This is a genomic window from Kitasatospora sp. NPDC023176 (genome assembly GCF_055560495.1).
Map to the genome: position 1 here is coordinate 1 of NZ_JBVHIP010000068.1, position 22,833 is coordinate 22,833.

The 22,833-nt window shown below is 70.5% G+C and carries 23 protein-coding genes; 9 read left to right on the forward strand and 14 right to left on the reverse strand.

The window, feature by feature from the left end:
• Positions 1-139 precede the first annotated feature (139 nt).
• Positions 140-688 (forward strand): hypothetical protein, encoded by a 549-nt coding sequence (locus ACZ3YL_RS41485; RefSeq protein ID WP_465662931.1) that lies wholly within the window; start codon positions 140-142, stop codon positions 686-688.
• A gap of 1,208 nt (positions 689-1,896) precedes the next feature.
• Here ACZ3YL_RS41485 and ACZ3YL_RS41490 read toward each other — a convergent pair.
• Both ACZ3YL_RS41490 and ACZ3YL_RS41495 read right to left on the reverse strand, forming a co-directional pair.
• The gene (locus ACZ3YL_RS41490; RefSeq protein WP_465662933.1) at positions 1,897-2,649 is read right to left on the reverse strand and encodes a hypothetical protein; all 753 of its coding nucleotides are present in this window, start codon (positions 2,647-2,649) and stop codon (positions 1,897-1,899) included.
• Between the two features lie 79 nt (positions 2,650-2,728).
• Positions 2,729-3,301 carry a TetR/AcrR family transcriptional regulator gene (locus tag ACZ3YL_RS41495; protein ID WP_188308090.1) on the reverse strand — a complete coding sequence of 191 codons (573 nt, stop codon included), beginning with the start codon at positions 3,299-3,301 and terminating at the stop codon, positions 2,729-2,731.
• Positions 3,302-3,386: 85 nt separating this feature from the next.
• Here ACZ3YL_RS41495 and ACZ3YL_RS41500 point away from each other — a divergent pair, with 85 nt between their 5' ends.
• Positions 3,387-3,746, forward strand: coding sequence for a nuclear transport factor 2 family protein (locus ACZ3YL_RS41500; protein ID WP_188308091.1), 360 nt, complete (start codon positions 3,387-3,389; stop codon positions 3,744-3,746).
• 32 nt (positions 3,747-3,778) lie between these two features.
• Positions 3,779-4,786, forward strand: a complete 1,008-nt coding sequence (locus tag ACZ3YL_RS41505) for a zinc-dependent alcohol dehydrogenase family protein (RefSeq protein WP_465662935.1) — start codon at positions 3,779-3,781, stop codon at positions 4,784-4,786.
• Here ACZ3YL_RS41505 and ACZ3YL_RS41510 read toward each other — a convergent pair.
• Together ACZ3YL_RS41510 and ACZ3YL_RS41515 are read right to left on the reverse strand one after the other, a co-directional pair.
• Positions 4,776-5,120 carry a hypothetical protein gene (locus ACZ3YL_RS41510; protein ID WP_465662937.1) on the reverse strand — a complete coding sequence of 115 codons (345 nt, stop codon included), beginning with the start codon at positions 5,118-5,120 and terminating at the stop codon, positions 4,776-4,778. The two genes, ACZ3YL_RS41505 and ACZ3YL_RS41510, sit on opposite strands and share 11 nt — an antisense overlap.
• Positions 5,121-5,180: 60 nt before the next feature.
• A complete protein-coding gene (locus tag ACZ3YL_RS41515) occupies positions 5,181-5,408 on the reverse strand; it encodes a hypothetical protein (RefSeq protein ID WP_465662939.1) in 228 nt (75 codons plus the stop codon).
• Positions 5,409-5,592: 184 nt separating this feature from the next.
• On the opposite strand from ACZ3YL_RS41515, the gene ACZ3YL_RS41520 reads away from it, so the two are divergent.
• Positions 5,593-5,814, forward strand: coding sequence for a hypothetical protein (locus ACZ3YL_RS41520; protein ID WP_188308094.1), 222 nt, complete (start codon positions 5,593-5,595; stop codon positions 5,812-5,814).
• Positions 5,815-6,543: 729 nt separating this feature from the next.
• Here the strand turns inward: ACZ3YL_RS41520 and ACZ3YL_RS41525 are convergent.
• Together ACZ3YL_RS41525 and ACZ3YL_RS41530 are read right to left on the reverse strand one after the other, a co-directional pair.
• Positions 6,544-6,672: a hypothetical protein gene (locus tag ACZ3YL_RS41525; RefSeq protein WP_262986083.1), complete on the reverse strand. Its 129-nt coding sequence runs from the start codon at positions 6,670-6,672 to the stop codon at positions 6,544-6,546.
• A gap of 693 nt (positions 6,673-7,365) precedes the next feature.
• Entirely contained in the window at positions 7,366-8,220 is an 855-nt protein-coding gene (locus ACZ3YL_RS41530) for a ribosome-inactivating family protein (protein WP_188308095.1), read from the reverse strand.
• A 748-nt stretch (positions 8,221-8,968) separates the two neighbouring features.
• On the opposite strand from ACZ3YL_RS41530, the gene ACZ3YL_RS41535 reads away from it, so the two are divergent.
• Positions 8,969-9,769 (forward strand): type IV toxin-antitoxin system AbiEi family antitoxin domain-containing protein, encoded by an 801-nt coding sequence (locus ACZ3YL_RS41535; protein ID WP_465662941.1) that lies wholly within the window; start codon positions 8,969-8,971, stop codon positions 9,767-9,769.
• Positions 9,770-10,037: 268 nt separating this feature from the next.
• Here the strand turns inward: ACZ3YL_RS41535 and ACZ3YL_RS41540 are convergent, their stop codons facing one another.
• Both ACZ3YL_RS41540 and ACZ3YL_RS41545 read right to left on the reverse strand, forming a co-directional pair.
• Entirely contained in the window at positions 10,038-10,910 is an 873-nt protein-coding gene (locus ACZ3YL_RS41540) for a nucleoside hydrolase (protein ID WP_465662943.1), read from the reverse strand.
• A 29-nt stretch (positions 10,911-10,939) separates the two neighbouring features.
• The gene (locus ACZ3YL_RS41545; RefSeq protein WP_465662945.1) at positions 10,940-11,314 is read right to left on the reverse strand and encodes a hypothetical protein; all 375 of its coding nucleotides are present in this window, start codon (positions 11,312-11,314) and stop codon (positions 10,940-10,942) included.
• 479 nt (positions 11,315-11,793) lie between these two features.
• Here ACZ3YL_RS41545 and ACZ3YL_RS41550 point away from each other — a divergent pair, with 479 nt between their 5' ends.
• Entirely contained in the window at positions 11,794-12,123 is a 330-nt protein-coding gene (locus ACZ3YL_RS41550; RefSeq protein WP_465662947.1) for a helicase associated domain-containing protein, read from the forward strand.
• Between the two features lie 148 nt (positions 12,124-12,271).
• On the opposite strand, the gene ACZ3YL_RS41555 is transcribed toward ACZ3YL_RS41550, so the two are convergent.
• Positions 12,272-12,898 (reverse strand): restriction endonuclease, encoded by a 627-nt coding sequence (locus tag ACZ3YL_RS41555; protein ID WP_465662949.1) that lies wholly within the window; start codon positions 12,896-12,898, stop codon positions 12,272-12,274.
• Positions 12,899-13,190: 292 nt separating this feature from the next.
• Between ACZ3YL_RS41555 and ACZ3YL_RS41560 the strand changes: the two genes are divergently transcribed.
• On the forward strand, positions 13,191-13,616 hold the full coding sequence (locus ACZ3YL_RS41560) for a hypothetical protein (RefSeq protein ID WP_360433835.1): 426 nt from the start codon (positions 13,191-13,193) through the stop codon (positions 13,614-13,616).
• Positions 13,613-17,344 carry an nSTAND1 domain-containing NTPase gene (locus ACZ3YL_RS41565; RefSeq protein ID WP_465662951.1) on the forward strand — a complete coding sequence of 1,244 codons (3,732 nt, stop codon included), beginning with the start codon at positions 13,613-13,615 and terminating at the stop codon, positions 17,342-17,344. Before ACZ3YL_RS41560 ends, ACZ3YL_RS41565 begins: the two co-directional genes overlap by 4 nt.
• A 597-nt stretch (positions 17,345-17,941) precedes the next feature.
• On the opposite strand, the gene ACZ3YL_RS41570 is transcribed toward ACZ3YL_RS41565, so the two are convergent.
• The 4 genes from ACZ3YL_RS41570 to ACZ3YL_RS41585 form a co-directional block, all read right to left on the reverse strand.
• Complete coding sequence (locus ACZ3YL_RS41570) at positions 17,942-18,922, reverse strand: helicase associated domain-containing protein (protein ID WP_465662953.1); 981 nt, start codon at positions 18,920-18,922, stop codon at positions 17,942-17,944.
• A complete protein-coding gene (locus ACZ3YL_RS41575; protein ID WP_465662955.1) occupies positions 18,919-19,086 on the reverse strand; it encodes a hypothetical protein in 168 nt (55 codons plus the stop codon). Before ACZ3YL_RS41575 ends, ACZ3YL_RS41570 begins: the two co-directional genes overlap by 4 nt.
• A 249-nt stretch (positions 19,087-19,335) precedes the next feature.
• Positions 19,336-19,707, reverse strand: coding sequence for a hypothetical protein (locus ACZ3YL_RS41580; RefSeq protein ID WP_465662957.1), 372 nt, complete (start codon positions 19,705-19,707; stop codon positions 19,336-19,338).
• Between the two features lie 82 nt (positions 19,708-19,789).
• Entirely contained in the window at positions 19,790-19,966 is a 177-nt protein-coding gene (locus ACZ3YL_RS41585; protein ID WP_465662959.1) for a hypothetical protein, read from the reverse strand.
• A gap of 643 nt (positions 19,967-20,609) precedes the next feature.
• Between ACZ3YL_RS41585 and ACZ3YL_RS41590 the strand changes: the two genes are divergently transcribed.
• A complete protein-coding gene (locus ACZ3YL_RS41590; RefSeq protein ID WP_465662961.1) occupies positions 20,610-20,735 on the forward strand; it encodes a hypothetical protein in 126 nt (41 codons plus the stop codon).
• Between the two features lie 279 nt (positions 20,736-21,014).
• Here ACZ3YL_RS41590 and ACZ3YL_RS41595 read toward each other — a convergent pair whose 3' ends face one another.
• Positions 21,015-21,230: a hypothetical protein gene (locus ACZ3YL_RS41595; protein WP_465662963.1), complete on the reverse strand. Its 216-nt coding sequence runs from the start codon at positions 21,228-21,230 to the stop codon at positions 21,015-21,017.
• Between the last annotated feature and the right edge of the window lie 1,603 nt (positions 21,231-22,833).

The following is a 22,833-nucleotide window of genomic DNA, read 5'->3' on the forward strand; positions in this document are numbered from 1 at the left end:
GTACGAGGCGAAGTTCTACGCCGACCAGGCGACGGCCGAACCGGTGACCGTCGAACCACCCACACCCGTCCTGACCAGGTAATCAACGCCTCCCGTGCAGCGGGGGAAGCTCAGGCAGGCTCTCGACGCCCTTGAGCCGGTGCGCCACCAGGACACCATCTACGAGGCGACCGCGCCGGCCGCGCTGTGCGTCGCGGCTGTTCTGGCCCGCCGCGCAGAGGAACACCCCGGGGGAGCGGACGGGGTGTGCGTTCTGCTGCTGGGCTGGCTCGCAGGCGTCGCCTACGACAGCGACGACGCCTGCGTCGCGGCCGCGGACCGCTACTTCGAGGGGCGCTACCTGGACGCCTCACCCGCCATGGTCGCCATCCGTGCGCTGCGCCCGGCGCTGTACCTCGCCGTCGCGCCGTTCCTCGGTGACCCCGACACCGCCGGCCGCGACACCGCGCTGGCCGCCGCCCTGGCCTTCGCCGAACACCCCGACCTGGCCCCGCACCGCGAAGGCCTCGCCGAGCATGCCCGCAACCTCCTGCTCGTCAGCGACACCCGGTGGCGCCGCTGGCAGGCCATCGATGCCCTGACCTCCTGGGGGTACGACACCACCGGTCTCACCCGACCCGACGACGACGACCGTAGCCCTCTCACCTGGCCCAGCGATGGCTGGAACCCCGGCCAGCCGCCCTTCTGATCCCCGGCCCCGCTCCGAGCGCAAGCTGCGTACCGAGGCCCCGCTGCGAGGCCGCTGAGTGCCCGGGTGCGCCAAAGATCCGGGAAGCCGAAGGCGCTGGGCTGCTGGTGCTGCCCGCCCCGACCAGCCGCGAGCAGGTTGCCGCGCTGGTCTGCGCCCCGGATGACCCGTGTGGGAGGACCGCGTGCTGCACGCCAGGCTCTACCCGGCGAAGGGCGGCTGTGACCTGTTGGTGATCATGAGCGTATTGGGGCTTGGATGCCATATTGTCTGGACCTTTGGTTGACCTGCCGGGAGATGCTTGGCCCGTGGCGATGCCAGGCGGGTTTGGTGACTGTGCATGGTTACTGGCGAGGTTGGGGGTCGTGTCGGCCGGGGGCCGGGTGGGCGGTCTTTTGTGGTGTGTGGTCCGCTTGAAATTTCGTGTGGCGCGTCTTTCTGAATTACTGAGCGTTGGTTTTCTGGGTTCGGGTCGGCACAGCCGGGTGGGGCCTCCTTGGTGGGGTTGGTGTTCGGTATCGGGCCGGGCCGTCCTGGTGGCCCGCGCCGTCTGCCGCGCTCCCGGGCAGTGCCCAGCCAGTAGCCGGCCGCCTGCTGAGGCTCTGCCGTGGGCGACCGGGCCGTTGTCCGGGCGCCGGCCCTCTGCGGTCCCGCTGCGCCCCTGGCTCGTTCGCCGTCTTGGCGCTGCCCGCTGGCTGGGAGCCGCTGCTGTCGCTTGTTGTGGGTAGCCGGGTGGTGTGCCCGGGCCCGCCGTTGCCGGGGTGCTGGGTCAGGGGGTGGTGGGTCTACTGCTCGACTGGGGTGTTTCGGCAGCAGGTCTCGAGCCGGTCGAGCGCGTCGAGCGCCTGGTCGAAGACGGTGGTGCAGGGCCATGGCGGCCCGCGTCCCAGGGCGACAGCGTGCTGGCTACCGGTACGGCCGGGTCAAGCAGACCCGTCAGTCGCAGCAACTCAGTACGGTGGACTGTCCAGGGAGTCGTCACATCGATCTATTGCATCAAAGTCCCCGGAGCGCCACCAAGACGGCCCCGGACCCGTGGGCTGCCGCAGTCCAGGGCCCGGGAGTGACTGCTGCTGGCGACGTGCTTTGCCCTACCGCGCCGTGACCCGGGGCGGTCCGGCTGCGTACTGGGCCGCCAGGTGGAGGCCTGTCGCGGCCGTCAGGCCGCCCGCCCTGTGCGGGCGCACAGGGCGGCGCCTGGGAGTGGGTTAGCGGCCGCTCAGGTGGCGGGAGGTGAGACGGATTCCATCGAGCTGGCCGGTGGTCAGGCGTCGGGCTTCCCAGACGATGGCGGCCACGTCCGTTGCCCGGGGGTGCAGTGGTGGCAGGTCGTCGGGCAGGAGGATGCCGCCGGCGGCCGCGAGGTCGGGGGCGGGGATACCGAGCAGGCCCGCGAAGCCGGCCACCAGTTCGGGGGTGGCTTCGACGGTGCCGCGGCCCACGCCGCCGATCGTGGAGGCTGACAGGTAGATCCGCCCGCCGGTGACTGCATGCAGAACCTTGGCCGTGCATAGCCAGGTGAGGTTCCGACTGTGCGTGAGTTCCAGTAGCGTCGCGCCGAAGCCCGGCTTGTACCGGTGGTACGGCCGGTCGACGCCGCCCCGCCCCTCACGCCGCAATAGGGGCTGCGCCCGGATTGCCTCCTGCAGCAGTCTCCGGCCCCCGGCGGGCATGATCGTCGCGTCGTAGACGACGGGGCTGATCGACCAGTTCGGATTGCGGGTGACCGGTGTCAGGTCGTCGGGCACCGGCTGTCCGGCCAGAACGAACAGGTCCGCAGGGTGCAGCCCGAGTACGGGCCCGAGATCCCTGAGCAGCCGTCCGGTCGGTGACTGCCCGTCGAGCACGGCCTGCAGCTCTGCTGGGGCGGTGCCCGCCGCTGCCGCGAGCGCAGCGCAGTCGAGCGCCCGGCGGCCCATCAGCTGCGCCAGCAGCGCGCCGAACTGCAGTACTCCTGTCATGCCGGCAGCCTATCGACGGCCCCACAGGGCGGGTGGCACCGGCCGCCCAATGGCCGCTGGGAAGCGCGCACCGGGAGCGTCATCGCTTCGGGGGAGCGATGACGTATTCGGCGAGTTCGCGGGCGGTGGCTGCGGGGTTGATGCCAGGGCGGGTGGCTCCGGCGGCCAGGGTGCCGTCGATGAGCAGGAGGAACTGGTCGGCGGCGTGCGTGGGTCGCGGGTGGTCGAGCTTGACGAACTCATCCTCCAGTAGCCGGTGGACCCGTTCGCGGTACTGGTTCGTGACGGTGTGCCCCGGGTGGTCGGGGTCGGCCAGGGCGAGGTCGGCGGCCAGGTAGCGGCAGCCGTGAAAGCCGGGCCCCTGGATAATCCTGCCGAGCTCATCGAAGATCGCCAGGAGGCGTTCCCGCGGTTCGTCGCCGGCGGCTTGCATGGTCTGCCGGTAGGCGGCCTCGTCCTCGTCGGTGCTGCGCCGCAGTGCCTCGACGATCAGGCCGTCCTTGCCGCCGAAGTGGTCGTATAGGGAGCGCCGGGCCACGTTGGCGGCCTTCAGCAGCGTGTCGACGCCGACCCCCACGCCCTGGTCGTAGGTCAGTTGCTGGGCGGCGTCCAGCAACCGTTCGCGCGGCCCGCGGTCGTTGCGTGTGGTCATGGGTCTCAGCTTGCCACCCGTTGACAGTTAGATCAACCGGTCTATATATTCACGATAGACCGAACGTTCTATCTCGGGAGTGGATGTGTCATTCCGCACGACCGCCGAGGTCGTCGAGCTGTTCAACCACGCTTTCGTCGAGCACGCCCCCGAAACGCTGACCGATCTCATCGGCGAGGACTGCGTGATGGAGGCGATCCAACCTGCGCCCGACGGCGCCCGCCGCGAGGGCCGTGCGGCCTGCCTGGAGTTCTGGCAGGCGCTGGCCGCGGACCGCACCACTCAGTTCCGCCCCGAGGAGGTGGCGGTCGCGGGCGAGCGGGCCACGATCCGTTGGCGGTACCGCTTCGGCGACGGCCCGGCCGACTCGGTGCGCGGCGTGAACCTCATGCGCGTCCGCGATGGCGTGGTCGTCGAGGCCTTCGGCTACAGCAAGACCGCCTGATGAGACCGGAAACCTTGAAAGGAACCGTGCCCATGCGCACTTACCACGTGAACAGCGGTGCTGGCATCGACGGCCTGTCCGTGAGAGAGCACGAGGTCCCGGTCCCCGGCCCCGGGGAGGTCCTGGTCGCGCTACGCGCCGCCTCCCTGAGTTTCCGCGAGCTGATGGTGCTGCGCGGCGACTACGTGCTGCCGGTGAAGCCCGACGTGATCCCGGTGTCCGACGGCGCGGGTGAGATCGTCGCCGTCGGGCCCGGGGTGGATCCGGCGCGAATCGGCGACCGGGTCATGGCGACGCTCTTCCCGAGCTGGCAGGACGGCCCCTTCGGGCCGGAGCACTTGCCGCAACTCGGCGGCTCGCTGGACGGCATGCTCACCGAATACGCTGTCCTTCCCGAAAGCGCACTCGTGCCGGTCCCCACACATCTGACCTTCCAGGAGGCTGCGACACTCCCTTGCGTGGCGGTGGCCGCGTGGAACGCTCTGACCGGTGACACCGGTGGCGGGGTGCGAGCCGGGCAGACCGTGGTGGTCCAGGGCTCCGGCGGGGTGTCGCTGTTCGCGCTGCAGTTCGCCAAGATGCTCGGGGCCCACGTGATCGCGACGACGAGCAGCCAGGAGAAGGCGAAGCGGCTGCTGAAGCTCGGCGCCGACGAGGTCATCGACTACCGCACCACGCCCGACTGGCCCGGCCGAGTACGGGAGCTGACCGGCGGCCGCGGAGCCGACCGGGTCATCGAAGTCGCGGGCCTGCTGGAGGAGTCGCTGAAGGCAGTGAAGGTCTACGGCCATGTCGCCTTCGTGGGTTTCGTCTCCGACACCGCCACGCCCCTCGACCCCATGGTGCTGTTCGCCTCCGGGGCCACCGTGCGCCCCCTCGCCGTCGGCAGCCGCGCCCAGTTCCTCGAGATGAGCCGCGCCATCGAGGTCAACCGCCTGCGCCCGGTGATCGACCGGGAGTTCGCCTTCGATGACGCTCCCGACGCCTACCGCCACTTCGCCTCAGGCCAGACGTTCGGCAAGGTCGTCATCACGGTCTGAGCCACCAGGGCAGCCCGCGCAGCGCGGCGGGCACCTCGTCGATGACCCCGGGCCGGACCTGTTCGTCATCCGTGGCGTACGGGCTCATCTCCGACTCGTGGTCGAAGCCGCGGACGAGGACACCGGCCGGGGTGAAGAGGACGGAGAAGTCGTCACCCGAGCCGTTGTCCATCAGGGCCGCCTCCGTCCCAGGCCCCCAGGTGGTGGAGAAGGAGTAGCGGGAGAACCGCGGGTCGCGGCAGATCGCCTGGTCCAGTACGGCCAGCGCGCGCAGGTGCGCGCGGAGCTCGGCGGGGGCCGGGAGGAGGGCGGCGGTCGTGTGCACGGTGCCCATGGGCTCATGTAAGCAGCCGGCCCTGACATCCAGGGCGGCGGTTCGGTCACACCCGCTCTCTCACTCAGGGAACGAAAAGCCCAGCTCACGCAGGCGGGGCAAGCACACTGCGAGGCATTGCTCCACAGTCGCGGCATCGGTTCGCACGAGGACGTCCTCGCGCAACGGCGCTCCACTGGCGACGAAGGTCCAAGGCTTGCCCCTCTCTGCCATCCGCTCAGCGTCGGCCTTGAACAGCACCGTTACGCCCTGTTCGGCCAGTGCTTCCATAATCGCGACGACGTCCACCGGCACTCTCCCCTCCCGAAGCGTTTCGAACGCGCGCACATCGGACGAACATACTCACTCCGGGCCGGACCCTGGACACCGCCCTCATGACCCAACGTGACCGATCGGGGCGCTCGGAGCTGGAATACGCGACACCTGAACATGCGAGCTCCGTAAGGTGTTAGACGGCCCGGGAGGGCCGGATGTGGCTGATGCGAGCTTGCCCTCGGTGGCTCCTGGTGAGAGGCCGTCCGGCGCGGCCCGCCTGGACGGCTGGGCCCTGGTGGTCGACGGCCGCTTCGTCGCCGGCCCCGCCGACCGGAGCCGCCCGCTGGTCACCAGCACCGCCGAGCTGGCCGTCCTGCGGGTGCGCCAGGCCCTGGAGGAGGGCCTGATCGACGCCGACGCCGCCCCGGTCCTCCGCTGACCGGCCGGTGCATCTTGTGAGGCGTCTTCTCGGACACCTTGTCAGGCGCCCTGTGGAGCACCTGCCCGGGTGTCTTGCGGGCACCTGACGATTCGCCTCGGCACGGTATCGCCCCATTTCAGAGCCCATTCGGGGCGCCCGGAAATGCCGACAACCCCTTCTCCTTCCTGGTCTTGGTGGGTGTGGTCGGTTGGTCGGTTCGGGGTTCGTGCCTTTGGTTTTTCGGCGTCCGGCAGAGCCGTCCGCGGCCCACGGGGCCGGCCGCCGACCAGCCGCGCCGGGTTCCACGTAGACACCACCGCACGTAGCACCGAGGCCACCACCGCAGGCGCGGGCGTAGGTACCACCGCACGCACCCCACCGCCTAGGCTCGCCGTCGAGCATACTCGCAGGTCAGAGCCGGTTTCCCGAGCGTCGGAGGCAACTCCCTCCGTCTGTCCCTCTGCCCCGGATTGCTGGGTGGGGTGGGTGCGGTTCTGGGTGACGGTCCGGACGGCGCGGGTTCCACCCTGCGGGGCTGTTGATCCCGGCGCGTCCGGCGAAGGCTGGCCGCCCGGGCCCGAGCCACGCGGCCACGACCCGGTCCGGCGGCCGCCCATGAACCCCTCCCCGCCCGGCGCGCCCTCAGCCCCCAGCCACGCCCGCACAGCCACCAGCAGCCGCCCTGGGCCCGCCCCGCCACAGCCCGCTCAGCGGCCCGCCGAGCAAGCCGCCGAGGCCATCGCCGCGCTACGCCACGTCCGTGCCCCGACCGCCGTCCTGGAGAGCGCGCTCCACCTCGCCCAGGCGCTCCTCGAACTCCCCCACGCCGACCCGCCGCTCCTGGAAGCCGCTGAGGGCCTGACCGCCGTCATCCACGCTGCGCTACGACGCCCGCGACGCCGGAGCCAGCCAGGCCGACCAGGAGTAGATCCTCGCCGACGTCCTCAGCGAGCACTACTTCCGCCAGCGCGGCTCCCGCGCCCACTCCCTCGACGACGAGGTCAACTCGGTCTTGTGGATGGACATCGAGCTCTGACCCCTCCCGACACCCCTCGTGTCGCCAAAACGAATTCACAAACGCCCCGCCGACTCCATCGGCGGGGCAATCTAGCACCACCCGAAACCCGCACAGGCCGCCGAAGCGGCCTCCACCACCTGACCGCACGGTCGAACACGCTCGAACGATTTGGTTCCAACTGGACCCAGCCCAGGCCGCAGCCAGACCACCACGCACAGCGTCGCAGCGACCCAACCACCAAGGCCCGCTTCCCCCGCACCGGGGGAAGCGGGCCTTCCTGCTGAAAGGGGACCACGATGCCGACCCTGCGCTGCACCACCGCCGCCACCCGCACCCGCGCCCGCCTGGAGCGCGGCCGCCGGGCCGACCCCGCCCGGCTGCGCCGCGCCCTGGAGCGCCTGGCCGTCGACCCGCGCCACCCCGGTCTGTGCAGCCGCCGCTACCCCGGCCTGCCCGGCCACAGCGGGTGCCGGGCGTGGACGTCGTTACGTCGACCAGCCGTGCTGGTGCCGGGCGACCCGGTGGTGCGGCTTCGAACGGCCTTGCGGGGATCAGAGTTGGGCGACGGAGCCCATCACCTCGACGAAGGAGAGCCGGGTCCGCAGGTCGTTGAAGTTGCGGACGGTGTTGCCGAAGATGTTGATGTAGGACGAACCGTTGCGGTGGACGTCGTGGGCGAACCGGGAGATCTCGTCCCACTGGTTCTCCAGGCCGGCGAGGTCGCGGCCGAGCGGGGTGTCGTTGTGGTTGTAGATGTTGTTGTAGACCTGGTTGAAGATCGGGCCGAAGCGGGCCGCCTCGGAGAACGCCTGGATCATGAGCAGCAAGGACGCGCCGACGTTGTCGTTGTAGCCGGTGGCCCGGCCGAGCACGTAGGCCGCGTTGTAGAGCGTCTGCGGGGTGATCCGGAGGTTCTCCCGGTTGTTGCCGCCGGGCAGGCTGGTGTAGTTGCCGGTGCGGGTCAGGCTGCGGACGCTGACGCCGAGCGAGGCGCCCAGGTTCCGGCCGTCGGCGAAGGAGAAGTGGTGCACGCCGCTGATCGGGTCGGCGCCGTAGGGGGCGTAGAAGCCGGCCAGGTAGAGGTTGTCGGCCCAGAAGTAGAGGGAGACGAGCTCGTTGCCGCCGGTGTCGCGGATCCGGACCTGGACGACCCGGGAGCTGTCGGTGGTCGTCTGCATGACCGCGTTCTCGTGGGTGGCGTTCCCGTAGGTGTTCTGGTGCAGTCCGTCGACGGCGTGGTAGTACCGCGCGGCGTGCTCCTGGCCGCCGTCGGTGATCCGGGAAATGTCCCAGTCGACGATCCGGTAGTTGGTGGCCGACGCGGTGCCGCTGAGGCAGGTCACCAGCCCCAGGGCCAGGGCGACGCAGACCAGCGCGGAGTACAGCTTCTTCGTGAGGGTGTTCACTGGATTCAGGGCTTCCCGTCGGGGATCGGGGCTCGGTGACGGCCCGTTCGGTGAGGTCGGCTCAGCCTAGGAATCCGCGCGGGCCGCGCTCGTCCCTGCCGTGTACACACTGTTGCCCGCCCGTGCACACCGGGACCCGCGTTCCCCGGGTGCCGCTGTCCCGGGACTGCTCGACCACGTAGAGCCCTCGGGGCCCCGCGACCAGATCGAGGAGAACGGCGACAAAGGTCGGCGTCTTCCACCCGACCGGCGTTCCTTCACCTGCGCAACGTCACCGTCCGAGACGGTCCGCAGCACCCACATCCTGCCCTTCTGGCGCGGGCCCGTGACAGCGGTCAGCGGGCGGAACCTTGGCGCGCCGACCTCGACCCGCGCACGCCGTCCCACCCCGCCCGGAACCGCCGACCGCCTCCACCGGCCGGGCCCGCGTGGAACGCACCCCCTCGTTCCCGGGCCCGGCCGCCTGCGCCTCAACACGTCTGGACGGCTTCGTTCGCCGCATCCGGTTCGCGCGCAGTGGACCTGCTCCTGCGGCGATGCGGCCGGGCGCGGCACTCAGCGCCACCGCCGCGACGTCGCCGAGTCGCCGACCGCGCCTGGGAGGCCGCCCACCAGGCCCTGCGTACTCGGTCGCGGGTGTCGATGCGGGCCGCGCGGATCGGCGCGGTTTCTTGTTGGCGGGCGCGGTAGCGGGGTAAAGATCGCACAGGTCCTGCGACATGCGCGTGGGCGGAGGAGACGAGGAACTATGGCAGAAAGCCGTTTCAGTGACACCATCGCCCAGTTGGAGGCGGAACTCCCCGGCATCGAGGCCCGGCGCCGGCGCCTGGAGGACGAGCTGACCGGCGCCGTGGCGCGCGAGAACGCCGTACGCGGCGCCATCCAGAGCCTGCAGGCCCTGGCCGGGCTGCCGGCCTCGCAGGGCACCACCGCGGTGGGCACCATTCGGGCAGAGGCGGACGCCATCGCCGGGGTCCGGCCGCAGCAGCTCGCGGCCGAAACCGGGGCGGCGCCGGACCGGGGCGGGGAGCCGGCCGAGAAGGCCACCACACGCACGGGCACGGTCACGAAGACGGCGAAGAAGACCACCGCCAAGAAGGCTGCCCCCGCGAAGAAGGCCGCAGGGAAGAAGGCTGCCCCCGCGAAGAAGGCCGCAGGGAAGAAGGCTGCCCCCGCGAAGAAGGCCGCGGCGAAGGAGACGGCGGTGAAGAAGACCACCGATGGCGCGCGGCCGCGTACTGCGGCGAAGAAGACGGCCGCGACCCGGAACACCGGGCCGGTGCGCACCGGCGCCGAGCCGGCCCCCGAGAAGAGCGAAACGGCTGCGCCCGCGCCCGGGCGGCGAACGACCGGGGCTACCTCCGAGAGCGTGCTGGGCGTGCTGGCCGGCGCTCAGGGGCCGCTGCGTGCCCGGGAGGTGATGGTCCGGCTGGGGATCGAGGAGTCGGCGGGCAACGTGAACGCGGTGCGCACCATGCTGGAGCGCCTGGTCAAGGCCGGCCGGGCGCAGCGTCCGGGTCGTGGCCTGTACGCGAAACTGGACGGCTGACCCGCCGGGGGCCAGCCTGCGGCCGGTTCGCGATTCTGCCCGCCTCACTGCCGGCCGGTCGCGTCACATCGCCGGGTGCGGCACCCGGACTACCGGGTCGTCACCGTTTCTGTCTGAGACGCTGGAAGGGCGCCACCTGCGGGTGGCGGCCTTCCGGTGCCTTCTCGGGGCCTCGGCAGCCTACCGCCGCCCCCGGACGTCGCCCAAGGCTCACCCTGGCGCGCGTGCACTGGAGGGGCTCCTTCAAGCTCGCTCGGAGCGAGGGCCGTCACCCGGTAGCCGTGAGGACGTCCAGGAATTGAGCGTGGTCGACCGAGACCGAGATCCGCGTCCGGGTGCCAGCCGCCGGACGCGCACCCCAGGCGCCGCGCTCGCGGTACACCTCGACCTCGCGGAACGCGCAGACGGATTCGTCGAGCGCCACGGCCGCCGCGAGCGGGTCGTGGAAGGCCTTGCCTGCGCGGCGCTTGGCCAGGTAGACCCCCATGCCCTCCCGCACGAGCACCATCCCGGGTGTGAGCCGCCGCGCCGACAGGGCGGCGTGCATCGCGCCGTCGTAGACGACGCCGTGGCAGACGTTCTTCGAGACGAGCACCCGCTCACCGACGTGGGGCGATTGCAGCAGCTTCAACGCGGCGTCCGGGGCGCCGTTGAAGTTGAACGTCGGGCAGGTCTCGCGTCCCTCGAACTTGGGGAGACGGTGTTCGGGCGGGACGACGGAGTCGCCGGCGAAGCCGCCCTGCGCGACCCAGCGGGCGATGCGCACGTCCGGTTCCCGCTCCAGGAGCAGGCCGGGATTCTTCAGCGGCGCCCCCGTGAGCAGCGTCGCGTTCCCGCTGGCGAAGGCGTCCCGCAGCAGCTGCCAGGCCTCGGCGTCGGGTTCGCGAGCCGGAACCTTCCCAAGCCATCGGCGGTGGAAGCCCGACACCGGCTTCACGTCGGTGCCGGGCCGGTACGCGCCGACCGGCACGGGCACCCCGAGGCGCCCGAGGAGGTACTTGACGATGCCGACCTGCTCATCCGATCCGGGCATGACCGTCACGGCCACCAGGCGTGCCCACGGATGGGTAGCGAGGGCACACAGGGTGAAGACGTCGTCGGGGTCGCCGGTCTCCATGTCGAAAACGATCGGGATTGCCATGCCCGCGACCGTACCGATCCGACGGAGCGTCACCAACGGAATATCGGCGGGACGAGCGCGTTCGGCCGCCTCCTGTTCGGCGGCGCCGACGTCACCTCTTCATCCGCCTCACTCCGCCCGAAGGCCGCCTCGATCCGGCGCGGAGCGCCGCTGCGGGTGATGACCTCACGGAGGCGTTCGACGCCGTCGGCGGCGAGGTCGGCGGAGCCGAGGAGGTCGTTCAAGAGACGGGCATCAGAGGCTGAGCAGAAGGCGAGGGTTTCCGCGACCAGCAGCGTGCACTGACCGTCGAACCCACTGCCGCCAGATACGAAACCGGACCGGCGGACAGCGACATGACAGGGGCACGCGGAAGTCAGCACACGCCCCGAAGCTTGTCCGGCGAACCCCAAGACCATGGCCATGCCGACAGCAGGGGGCGCCTGCTCACCGCGCTGCAGCTGCGTCGAGGCCTGGCGCCGTACATCACCCTGCCGGGGCCGCCGAGCTGCGGCGATCAAACTTCGATGTCACGAACCGACGTTGGTCAAGGCTCAGTGGCAATCGGTCAGGGTTCAGTGGCAGAGGACATTGCCCGCGCCGCCCGGCCCGGTGTGCCGGGCCCCGCCCCGCCGCTGCGCCCTGGTCGCCGTCCTGGACGGCCGCCAGGCCGTCCCGCTGCGGTGAGGTTTGAGGGGGGTGTAGTTGAGGTGTGGGGTGGTGTGTGGGCTGGGGTGTTGTTGGTGGGGTGAGAACGGGGTCGGGGTGGTGGGTGGTTGGGGTCGGGTGGTGTGGGCTGGGGGCGTTGGGGGTTGGGTGGGTTTGATCTTCGGTGTTGAAGGTTTCAGCGTGCGCTAATGGCTGTTTCCGTGCCCGGCGCCATGCGGCGCGGATCCTCCAGACGGTGAAGCTGCGGGCGTTCAATCCGCGGGCGACCGAGTGGCAGCGCATGCACGCGGTCGCGGCCGCGTTCCACATCGGGCACGGCCACCTCGACCCCACCGACCGCGAGAAGCACGGCGAGCTGATCTCCTGGCTCGACCGCCAGCGCTACCTGAACGGCCAAGGCCTGCTCGACGCCGCGCGCGTCTCGGAGCTGGACGCGCGCGGCATGATCTGGTCCAAGCACGCGAACTGGTGCCGGCCGCTCGCGGTGGGGCGGGGGCCGGCGCGCGCGGGCGGCCCCGGAAGGCCGCCAGGCGGCCCGGCCGGGGTCAGCGCCCGCCAAGCCTGAGCCTGCCGAGCCGCTCCAGCTTCTCGGCAGCTTGGTGTGCGCGTTCTCCGGTGGCGTCGTCAGATCGCCCTGGCTCCGCCCGGTCTGCGGCAGCTGCCCCGTGCGCCCCGGGCGCGGCCTGGGACAAGGTCGCGCCCGGCTGAGTCGTCTACTTCTCGTAGGTGCGTCTCCACCGTGTTTGGTGCTGGCGGTCGCCTTGTCCGGCTCCGTTGATCTGGGGGAAGGAGAGCAGGCTGGCGCCGTTGTTCCACAGGCCGAGCAGGTCGCGGTGCAGGGCCCAGATGCCGTGCTCGATGCACAGGTTCTGGGCGGGGCGGGTGAACCGGGAGGTGGTGACGAACACGGCGACCTGGGCTCGATGATGCTGTAGCGCGCCCATCATGTCGCGGATCTCCCGGGCGGGGATCGCGTTGCCCGGCGCGTATCTCTTGCACTGCACGATCATGGTCCGGCCGTCGGGCAGGACGCCCTTGATGTCGGCGCCGTTGTCGCCGGCCCCGCCGACCCGTTCCACCTGGGTGCAGCCGTCCCGTCGGCACAGGCCAGCCACGAAGCCCTCGAACTCGGTGCCGGTCATCCGGTCGACCTCGGCCAGCGTGCGGTGCCCAGCCGCGACGGCGTCCAGCGCCCGCCACCGCCGGTCCTCGGCCCGGGCAGCACGGTCCTTGCGCCACAGCGTCCAGCCGCCCACCATCGCGCCCGAGACCGCCAGCGCGACCACGACGTACACCCACACCAGGTGCCAGAACATCACCAGCAGCACGGCAGCGACCAACCCACCGATCCCGAACATCTTCAGTCTGGCCGCCCGCCGCCTGGCCGTCGCCGACCTGCGCTTCCTTCCCACCATCGCCCCCTCACGTCCATCGAATCCACCTCGGCTTGCCTCCCCCACCGGCAGCCGGGACGAACGCTGTAGAGGCCCCCGACTGAGAAGGCATCCGCAATCCGCTTGCGGCGTATGACGTTTCGCTGTTCAAGGGCCTGCCATGACATGCCACCGGTAGTCGGCCGTTCGGGCTAAGGTGAACGGTCGTCAGGGAGTTGACTCGCGCAGGGGGACGGATATGGATCCGGAGCTGACCGCGCTGGCGGCCACCGCGGCGACCACCGTGGTGCAGTTGCTGGCCACCGAGAGCTGGGAGAAGGCCAAGAGCGCCGTCGGATGGTTGTGGGGCAAGGTGCACCCGGAGCGGGCCGCGGCCGTGGTGGCCGAACTGGAGGAGACCCGCGGCGAGGTGCTGACGGCTCGGGAGAGCGGCGACGAGCAGGCGGAGCAGGAGCTGATCGGTGACTGGCGCCGCCGGCTGGCCAGACTGCTGCGTGAGGGCGATCCGCAGCTCGCCGACGAGCTGCGGCGCCTGCTGGACGAGCTGGCCCCGCACCTGCCCGAGACCGGCAGCGGGTCCGGTGGCACTACGGTGAACGTGAACGCCTCCGACAACGCCCGGGCGTACGTGGCCGGGCGCGACCTGCACATCACCGAGCGATGAGCGAGGACGAGCCGCAGGTTCACCTGGAGGTGAACGCCTCCGACGACGCCCGGGCGTACGTGGCCGGGCGCGACCTGCACATGCACCTGAGCGACGGTGTGCACGGCACCCGGAAGGTCGAGCCGGGCGGCGAGCCGGTGACCGAGTGCCCGTACCCGGGCATGACGGCTTTCGACACCGAGCAGGCCCGGTGGTTCTTCGGCCGGGAGCGGGAGATCGCCGACCTCCTGGTCCGACTGGACGAACGCCGCACCACCGGCAGGCCGTTGCTGGTGCTGGGCGCCTCCGGCGCGGGCAAGTCCTCGCTGCTGCGGGCAGGCCTGCTGCCCGCGCTCGCCGAGGGCCGGTTACCCGCGCCGGGGTCGGCCGAATGGCCGCGGGTGGTGTTCACCCCCACCGCCCATCCGATGGCCGAGGCGCGCCGCCGGCTGGCGGAGCCGTCGGACGGAGGCCGCATGATCGTTCTGGTCGACCAGCTGGAGGAACTCTTCACGCTCGCTCAGGACGACCGGGAGCGGCGCGAATTCCTGGACCTGCTAGCCGGGTTGGCCGAGGCGGGCGCGCTGGTGGGCTACGGCCTGCGCGGCGACTTCTACGCCCGGGCCGCCGAATACCCCCAGCTGCGTGCCGCCCTGGAGGACCGGCCGATCATCGTCCGGCCGCTGACCGAGCAGGGCCTGCGCGAGGCGGTCCTCTTCCCCGCCAGGTCGGTCGGGCTGGAGGTCGAACCCGGCCTGGTCGAGCTGCTGTTGCAGGATCTCGGCGGCACCGCCGACGGCGAGTACGAGGCGGGCCGACTCCCGCTGCTCGCGCACGCGCTGCGCGCTACTTGGCAGTTACGCCACGGCCACACGCTGACCGTCCAGGCGTACCGGGACGCTGGCGGCATCGAGAACTCGGTGGCCACCACGGCGGACGGCGTGTACCTGGGCCTCGACGAGCCCGGGCGGCGAGCGGCCCGGTCGATGCTGCTGCGCCTGGTGAGACTCGGCGACGACACCGATGACACCCGCCGCCGGCTCGCCCGGGAGTACCTGCTCCGTGATACCCCGCACCCCGACATCCTTGACGCCCTGATCCGGGGCCGACTGCTCGCCCAGCGGGACGAGACCGTCGAGATCACCCACGAGGCGCTGCTGCGCGCCTGGCCCCGCCTGCGCGACTGGATCACCGAGGACCGCCCGGGCCTGCTGGCCCACCAACGGCTCGCCGAGGCGACCGAGGCATGGCTATGGGACGACCGCAGCCGGGCCGGCTTGTTGCGTGGCCAACGTCTGGCGAGCACCCGCAAATGGGCCGAACAACCCGACCATCGGCCCGAACTCACGGAGGAGGAGCAGGAGTTCCTGGCCGCCGGCATCCGGTTAGCCCGGCTGCGCCGATTCGGTCTCGGCGCCGCCGCGCTCACCGCGATCCTGGGCCTGGTCGCCGGACTGATCGCCGTCCAGCAGAACCGGGCCGCCGCGCATCGCGCGGCCCAGATCGCCTCCGCCCAACTCGCCGACGAGGCCGGCAAGGTGCGCGACGTCGACCCCGGGATGGCGCTTCGACTCAGCCTGGCCGCCTTCCACACCGCCCCCACCAAGGGCGCTCGCGATCAGCTGTACGCCTCGGCCGAGGCCCCTTACCCGGTCGCGCTGGACGACCCCGCCGCAACGGAGCACAAGCCGGGGGCCGTGGTGAGCCTCGCCTTCAGTGCGGACGGGAAGACGCTCGCCGGCTCCGACAATAGCCACCAGGTGCGGCTGTGGGACGTCCTCGACCAGCACCACCCGACCTACGCGGGCGCCTTCTCCACCGACGGCACCGCCACCCTCGCCTTCGCCCCGAGCGGCCGCCTGCTCGCGGTGCACGGCAAGGACTCGCTCCAACTGTACGACGTCGCCGACACCCACCACCCGACGCTGCTCAGCAGCACGCCCGATCAGACCGGGGTCGCGTACGACCTGGCCTTCAGCCCGGACGGGCACACCCTCGCCACCGGCGCCGACGGCGGAGCCGCGCAGCTGTGGAACATCACCGATCCGGCGCGCCCCGCCCCACTCGCCACCCTCCAGGCCGATTTTCAGGACGTCACCGGAGTGGCCTTCCACCCCGGCGGCCGACTGCTGGCCGCCGCGAGCAACGGCGGCACGGTCCGACTCTGGGACCTGACAGGCGCCCACCCGAGCGTGCTGTCGACGCTCCCGGTCAAGAGCGCTTGGACGGTGGCCTTCCACCCGGCCGGAAACCTGTTGCTGACCACCGGCACATACGGGGAGATCAACTACTTCGACCTCACGGACCCGAGCCACCCGGGGTCGGCGCAGCCCCTCGATCCGTCGGACGGCAGCGATGACTACTTCTCCTCGGCGGTGAGTGCCAATGGCCGGACCTTCGCGACGGTGGGCACAGGCGGCTCGGTGAAGCTGTTCAAGTTCGATCAGCACCCGCAGCCGTCCTCGATGCTCATCCCGGGCCCGTATGTACGCCCCGGTTCGGTCGCCACCCGGGCCGTCGCGTTCCAGTCGGACAACCAGACCGTGGCCACCGGGGACGACCACGGGCAGCTACGGATCTGGACCACCCCGGCGGCGCGAATTCCGCAGAGCCTGGATACCTTCGGACCCGGATCGGTGTTCGGCCTCGCCGGGCGAATCCTCGTCACCCATGACCCGGACAACGGGTATCAGCTCTGGGACATCGGCGATCAGCGCCGCCCGCACCTCGCGGCGTCCCTCCCCAAAGCCTGGACGAGCGTCTCCTTCCTCGACGACGATCACACCTTGCTGACCCTCGGCGACAAGCAACCGGTCGGGCTGTGGGACGCGAGCGACCCGACAAAACCGGTCCTCGATGCCACAGTCCCCTCACCCGGCCCAGCCGATCCCACCTCCGTGCCGCTGGCAGTCGTGAGCACCGAGAGCAACCTGCTCGCGCTCTCGAACGGCCTGGACACGATCGAACTCTGGGACATCTCCGACCGACACCGGCCGCAGCGCATCTCGACGGTGCCGAGGCCCGGCCGGTTCGACGGTCTCGGCCTGCAGCAGCACGGCCGTGTACTGGTCGCCTTCGACGAATCCACGCCCGTTCAGCTCTGGAGCCTCACCGACTCGCGCCACCCGGACGGGCCGCATGCACTGCCCGACAGCAGGGGCGCGTGGGGCGTGGCGAGCACTTCGCGGCACCAGATGTTCGTCCAGGAACAGGGGCGGAACGTACTGGTGTACGACGTGCCCGACGCCAGGAACCCGGTGCGGAAGTTCACCGTGACGGCGGCGGCGGACTCTGCGGCCGCCGTCGACGACGGCCGCTATTTGGCGATAGCGGCCGGCGACGACAACTCCCTCACCTTCTGGGATCTCAGCCGTCCCGGCAGGCAGGTCGGTCGGATCGCCATCCAGGGCAAGCCGCTCGACATTCCCGTCAGCGACGATGGCCGGCTGCTCGGGATCGCCGGGACTCTCACCGACAACGTCCAGGTCTGGAACGTGGCCGCCCCGGGCAGGGTGACCGCCGACGACGCTGTCACGCTGCCCAATCAGTCCGACCTCGCGTTCGGCCCGGACAACGGCCTGATCGCCACCGACGTGTCCGCCTCCGCATTCGGCTACGGTGTGCGCCTCTGGTATGCCGACCCCAATCGGATGTACCAGGACCTCTGCGCCGAGCTCGGCCAACTCCCGCCCCCGCCCGACTGGTCGAAGTACACCAGCCACCTCACGTACAGCGCCCCCTGTGGCTAGTACTGCAACCGCATGTGGAGTGTGTGGCCTCGGCGTTTGTAGTCATCCCGAGCCCTTGCGGTCCCGCCTGAGGTCGGGAAGATCGGGGGTGGCGCCCGTCCGGAGGACGTCGACGCCACTCGTCAAGAGCTGGGCGGCTGAAGGACGTACTGACTACTACGGCACGCTGAGCGAGTCGCTGACAGAGGCGGGCTTCTCGGTCCCGCCTCGTGGCAGGCTGATGAGCGACCTCCTCGAGGCCGCGTTCCGGTGATGCTGACCGCCATCGTGGTGAACAAGCGGAGCAAGCGGCCCTCCAACCAGTTCGAGGTGCTCGCCAAGACGGCGCCGTTCCGGCGCGGAGACCAACCGGACTGGACCTGGCAGACGGAGAAGCACCGGGTGTTCGCTCGTGACACGCCGTCCAGCTCCGCTGTCACAGGTCACCTGTGCACCCCGGCCGCCGACCGCAACACGGCACTGCAACACGCGGTGCAACGCGCGCAACGCGGGCCCCGCGTTGCACCCCTGACCTGGGCCTTTGTCTCCTCCGGAGGGCAGCCGGGCCGTGTTGCCGTGGGCGTGTTGCACCCTCAACGGCCCGGCCCCGGCGCCCGCCTACTCCCAGCGCATGCCCAGCTCGGTGAGCCGTGCGGCGCGTTCGGCGGGGATGTCGGCGCGCCTGCTGCGGCTGTTCGCGATGAACAGGCCGAGGCTGATCAGCACGGTGGTACCGCCGTCGGTGCCGTCGTCCACGACCAGGGGCTCCTTGTGCTTGCGAGGCACGTTCAGATGCCCCTCGCGGACCCGGTACTGGGCGGCGGCCGCGAGGTTCCGGCGCTCCTCTTCCGGGTGCGAGACCTTCCCCGCCGGCTTTTGCTCCGGGGGCAGCGGACCGATGCCGAGGACGTGCTCCAGCGCCCACTGCTGAGCCGGGACGAGCTTGTCCCAGCCGACCTGCTGAGCACGTGCCCACCCGGCCAGGTCCTCGCCCTGGACGACGACGCTGCCCGGCTCGGCACCAGCGAGCGCGCCGCTGGCCTTCACGTGCCGCCAGGCCAGCGCGAAGGCGCGCTGCCACTCCACCGACCAGGCCGGGCACCACGCCGGGTCGATCTCATCCAGCGCGGCCTTGCGGTCAGCGGTCAGCGCCCCAGTCCAGTCCAGGCCGTGCTCCCCGGCCTCGGCCCGACGCTGGAGGACTTCAGTGCGCCGCTGCGCGGTGCGCAGGTTCTTCATGATGGTCCCGACCGGCCGCCCGCCCCACACGGCCTCGTTGGGCGGGCAGGCGTGCCCGTGCTCGGCCGCGTACCCGGCCACCGCGGCCGGGTTGTCGGTGAAGGCGGTGTCGAACGCCGACCAGATCATGCCCAGCTCGTCCAGCTCCTTGACGCGCTCCGGGTCCAGGACGTCGGCGGCCCTGTAGCGGCGCTGGTCGGCCACCCACACCCCAAGCCGGTGCCCGGACGGTGCCCGGTAGGCGTACGGCACGCGCACGTCGCCGAACTCCTCCCGGGAGGCCGGAAGCTCCTCCAGGCCCCGCCGGAACTCCTCCCGCTCCGGCTCCAGCACCCGGGTCCGCACGAACGCCGCGATCACCGCCGGATCTCGCTGGGTGGAGAACTGGAGCAGCTGCGCTCGCCGCCGGCGGAGCGGAACTCCTCCGGCTCTCCGGCGTGCTTGGGCTCCCGGGGAGGGCGGGTCTCGGACTGCGGCATGGCCAGGCGCTCGACGGCGGCCGCGTCGTGCGCGCGCAGCGCCATGAGCAGCTCAGCCCGTCGTAGGTCCGGGAGGTCAGCAGCTGGTTCCCGTTCTCGCCGGCCCCGAGCAGGACGGGCACGACGACGGTGGCGACCTTGCCGCTGCCCGGGCGCATCCGCAGCGCCCGCCTGACGGCCTGGACCAGGTCCACCATCGAGCCGCGCATGTCCGCGGAGAACACCGCGTCGCAGTCGAAGGTGTCCCCGCCCTCGGAGAGCACCTTCACCGAGGCCAGGATGTACCGCAGCAGGTCACCCGTCGTCCCTGACCAGCGACGCGAACGTGCCCAGCACAGCCCGGCGCGCGGCGGAGGTGTGCTCCGCCTCCAGCCACGTCGTGCCGATCAGCGCCGGGTCCGGGTGCAGCGCTGGGTCCTGCTCCCACAGCACCCGCGCCACCTCCGGCAGGCCGGCACTCAGCGCCCGGGCCTCGGCCACCATGTGGTGGAAGGACAGCACCCTCGACAGGTTCCACTCCGAACAGGCGGTCAACAGAGCGATCTGCAAGGCCGCCAGCCGGGCCCCGCGGTACTCCACCGACCGATCACTCGCACCCCGCTGCTCCATGCCCTGGAGGACCGGGTCCGCGACGTCCACGCACACGATCCGGTACGGGGCGATCACCCCATCCGAGATCGCGGTCCCGAGCGGGTAATCGTGGGCAACCGAGCCGAACAGCGACTCGTCGTCCCATGCTCGCGATCAGCTAGGCCGACTCGATCTCAGCCGCCTCCTCGCCGACCCCGCACAACCCGGCCAGTACCCGCCGCCCGGCCCCATCCAGCAGCACCTCGGCATCCAACCGCTGCGCACCGCCCTCGTGCCGGGGGGCGGTGACCGTGCCAATGCCAGTACGGGAGTAGAGCGGTGTCGTCCAGGCCATAGCCGGCCGCGACCCGGCCGAGGAGTGAGTAGGTCGTCTCCCCGGCGAACGGAGAGACACGGAAGATCCCTGCAACCATGACCTCAGCCTCGTGGGCGTTGGCAGAACCCGGAGACAGTCAAGCTGTGCCCGGCTCGTCGGCCTGGCCCGCTGTGCCGCCGACCGGACGGTTCCGTGGCTTTGATCAGCGCTTCGGACTGCAGTCTGGGCAGATGTTGTCGTCGTTGAACTCAAAGTGCACGTCGCTCGGCTGTAGATGGTTGGACATGCAGACAGTGCACAGGTCCCCGCCGCAGTTTCCGCAGCCTACGTAGCGGCCGCCTGCGTACTCGTAACGCCGCTTCTGAATCCATGGGTCATCACATGCCATACCGGGGCCCCTACAGCGGGATCATCTCCATTACCTCGGGCTAACGAGTGCACCCACACGATGGTTGCGGGAGGCAGGACGTAAGGCCGCCGAGGGTTTTCCATGGCTGGAGACCAGCAGCTTCCTTCGCCGCGCTGCGCCCGTGCTGGACGTGCCGCGGCTCCATCGGCGGGGAGGAGGGCTCGTTGCTGGAGCTGCGGGAGAAGGCCGGCCCCGACCGGCTGGAGTGCCCGCAGTGCGAGCGGGACCGCGCCGCGAAGGACTTGGGGCTCGTTGCTGTTGCCCGCCCCGACCAAGCGCGATCAGGTGGCCACGCTGGTCTCCGCCCCGGATGACCCGTGGTGGGAGGACCGTCTACTTCACGCCAAGCTCTACCCGTACGGGAGCCGCCGGGTGTGACCCTTTTGGTTCTGTGGCGTGTCGGTGATTCGCTGGTTGATCTTGTTGGTGAGCTGGGTTTTGCAGGTTGGTTGAGAAGTGTGGGGTGGGGTTGGGCTCGTGTTCGGGGGTGGGCGCCGGTTCCGCTGGTGCCGTTGGCTGATCGTTTGGGCTGTGTGGCCTGCGTGTTTGTGTGGTTGGTTGAGAATCAGCGGATGGCATGAGAAGTGGTGGGAATTTCCGCAGTTTGGATGAGAGCCCTGTACGTGTGGGGTGTGGTGGGTTGCCTGTCGTGTGTTGTCAGGGGGTGCCGGTGGTGCGGCGTCGGCGTTGGAGGTCGCGTTGGGCTTGGGCGCGGGCGAATTCGCGGGAGCAGTATTTGACGCCGGTGGTGCGGTGTTGGCCGTATTCGGCGCGGCCGCGTTGGCGGACGAAGTTGCGGCCGCAGTTGTCGCTGGCGCAGCGGCGTACGGTGGCTTCCTCGACAAGGTGGTTGTAGAGCTGGAGGAAGGCCACCGACAGGATGGTGGGGGAGCGGTCGGCGAGCTCTCCGTTCGTTCTTCGAACAGATGACCTTCGATAGGTCCTCGAATCGGTGGGCAACCGCGGCGCTGACCAGCGATGCGGGGTGGATCTGTGCGCGCGTGCTCGCGCAGCAGGTTCTTGCCCGGGAGGGTGTGGACGTCTCGGCGTTGCCGGACCTCTGTGTCGTCCGGTAGCCGGCCAGACAGATCAGGCCGCTGCTGCCTTCGCGGCGACGCTCCTCTGAGGGAAGGCCGCGGCCTCGTCATAGGCCTGGTTGTGCCGGAGGCAGTGGTAGAGCTGTCCGATCATGCGGTTGAAGAGGTTTCGCTGGGCGGCGGCGTGCGCCGCCGCGATCGGTTCGGGCCGGGCGGCCCGGCCGCCGACGGGCCCGGGGTCGGTTTCGTCTCTGGTTTCGTTTCCAGGCACCCCCACCCCGCCGCTCCCGGCACATCACCGCAGGTCAGGATCGGCAAGGTCGGCCCGACCGACTCCGACTTACTCCTGGGAGCCCCCGACCGACCGACGAAGGAGGAGAGGGCGGCGGGCGGGCGGCCGCCCCGGGGTCCGGGGGCGCTGCGCGGGGCTGTTCCCTCCGGTCCGCGACTCGGTGCAGCAGCAGCGCCCCCGCGTGCCCGACCAGCCCATTCCCGTCGGCGGCCACAGACAACGGCCGGTCCCACCCGGTACGCTCACTCGCCGAAAAGGTGCCCCTGTTCCTGCAGGGGATACGAACTTGACACTCGCATACTTGCAGGCCAGGGGCACCTTTTCTCAACTCGGCATCAGATCAGCCTGCTCGGCTGAATATCCGAGGTTGACTCTCTGCGGCTCGTTTCAGGTGTACTGGCTGGACCTGCGGGTTACGCGTAGTAGTGCCAGTCCGTGCAGGACTTACCGTTGTCCGTCCAGGTGACGCAGAGCCTGGCGGAGGCTACTTTCCAGGGGAGGTCAGTCGACCGGGACTCTTCCAGTCGGACGGTGTGTGCCCCTTCCAAGCCATTCGTGTACCGGAATTCCATTTGCGCGTAAGAAAAGCCCTGCCCACCTGCGTCGTGGGCGTATGCCCAGACCCAGCTGGCGGCCCCGTCGCCGGGAGTGTTATCGATTGCACCTTCAGATCCACCCAAGTAGAAGGTGTCCTGAGCCGCCGAGGCGCTACCTGCCCCGGCAAAGGTCATCAGGGCAGCCAACGCGGATGCTGCCGCCGCCGTAGCTAAAGTACGCCGCACAAACATGAACACTCCAGCGAGGTGTTGATTATGTTGGCGATTAAGAACCTTAAGATTTTCTTACGCCGAGAAACAGTATGAAATGCGCCAGGTAATGACTGTTTACGGCCGTCGATGACCTCGGGCTCGATTCGTCCGCGGGCCGATCGTTTCCGTGCTCCTGCCCATGCGGGTCCTGCCCGCCGAGAGCACGGTCCGCCGAGTGCTGGCCCGCATCGACGGCGACGTGTTGGACCGGGCGGTCGGACGCTGGCTCGCCGACCGTCACCCGAAGCTCGGGGCTTCCCCCGGGAACGTGGACACCGGGTGCTATGCGGCCGTGGCCAGCGTAACTGATCTTTGCTCGTAGGCGATCGGGGCCATGT

Bases quoted from the DNA above. Each gene is read 5' to 3' on its own strand.
- ACZ3YL_RS41490 (WP_465662933.1), bottom strand. From the start codon at position 2,649: ATGACAGGAGTACTGCAGTTCGGCGCGCTGCTGGCGCAGCTGATGGGC.
- ACZ3YL_RS41495 (WP_188308090.1), bottom strand. From the start codon at position 3,301: ATGACCACACGCAACGACCGCGGGCCGCGCGAACGGTTGCTGGACGCC.
- ACZ3YL_RS41505 (WP_465662935.1), top strand. From the start codon at position 3,779: ATGCGCACTTACCACGTGAACAGCGGTGCTGGCATCGACGGCCTGTCC.
- ACZ3YL_RS41510 (WP_465662937.1), bottom strand. From the start codon at position 5,120: ATGGGCACCGTGCACACGACCGCCGCCCTCCTCCCGGCCCCCGCCGAG.
- ACZ3YL_RS41535 (WP_465662941.1), top strand. From the start codon at position 8,969: ATGGCAGAAAGCCGTTTCAGTGACACCATCGCCCAGTTGGAGGCGGAA.
- ACZ3YL_RS41540 (WP_465662943.1), bottom strand. From the start codon at position 10,910: ATGGCAATCCCGATCGTTTTCGACATGGAGACCGGCGACCCCGACGAC.
- ACZ3YL_RS41545 (WP_465662945.1), bottom strand. From the start codon at position 11,314: ATGGCCATGGTCTTGGGGTTCGCCGGACAAGCTTCGGGGCGTGTGCTG.
- ACZ3YL_RS41560 (WP_360433835.1), top strand. From the start codon at position 13,191: ATGGATCCGGAGCTGACCGCGCTGGCGGCCACCGCGGCGACCACCGTG.
- ACZ3YL_RS41565 (WP_465662951.1), top strand. From the start codon at position 13,613: ATGAGCGAGGACGAGCCGCAGGTTCACCTGGAGGTGAACGCCTCCGAC.
- ACZ3YL_RS41575 (WP_465662955.1), bottom strand. From the start codon at position 19,086: ATGGCGCTGCGCGCGCACGACGCGGCCGCCGTCGAGCGCCTGGCCATG.
- ACZ3YL_RS41585 (WP_465662959.1), bottom strand. From the start codon at position 19,966: ATGGCCTGGACGACACCGCTCTACTCCCGTACTGGCATTGGCACGGTC.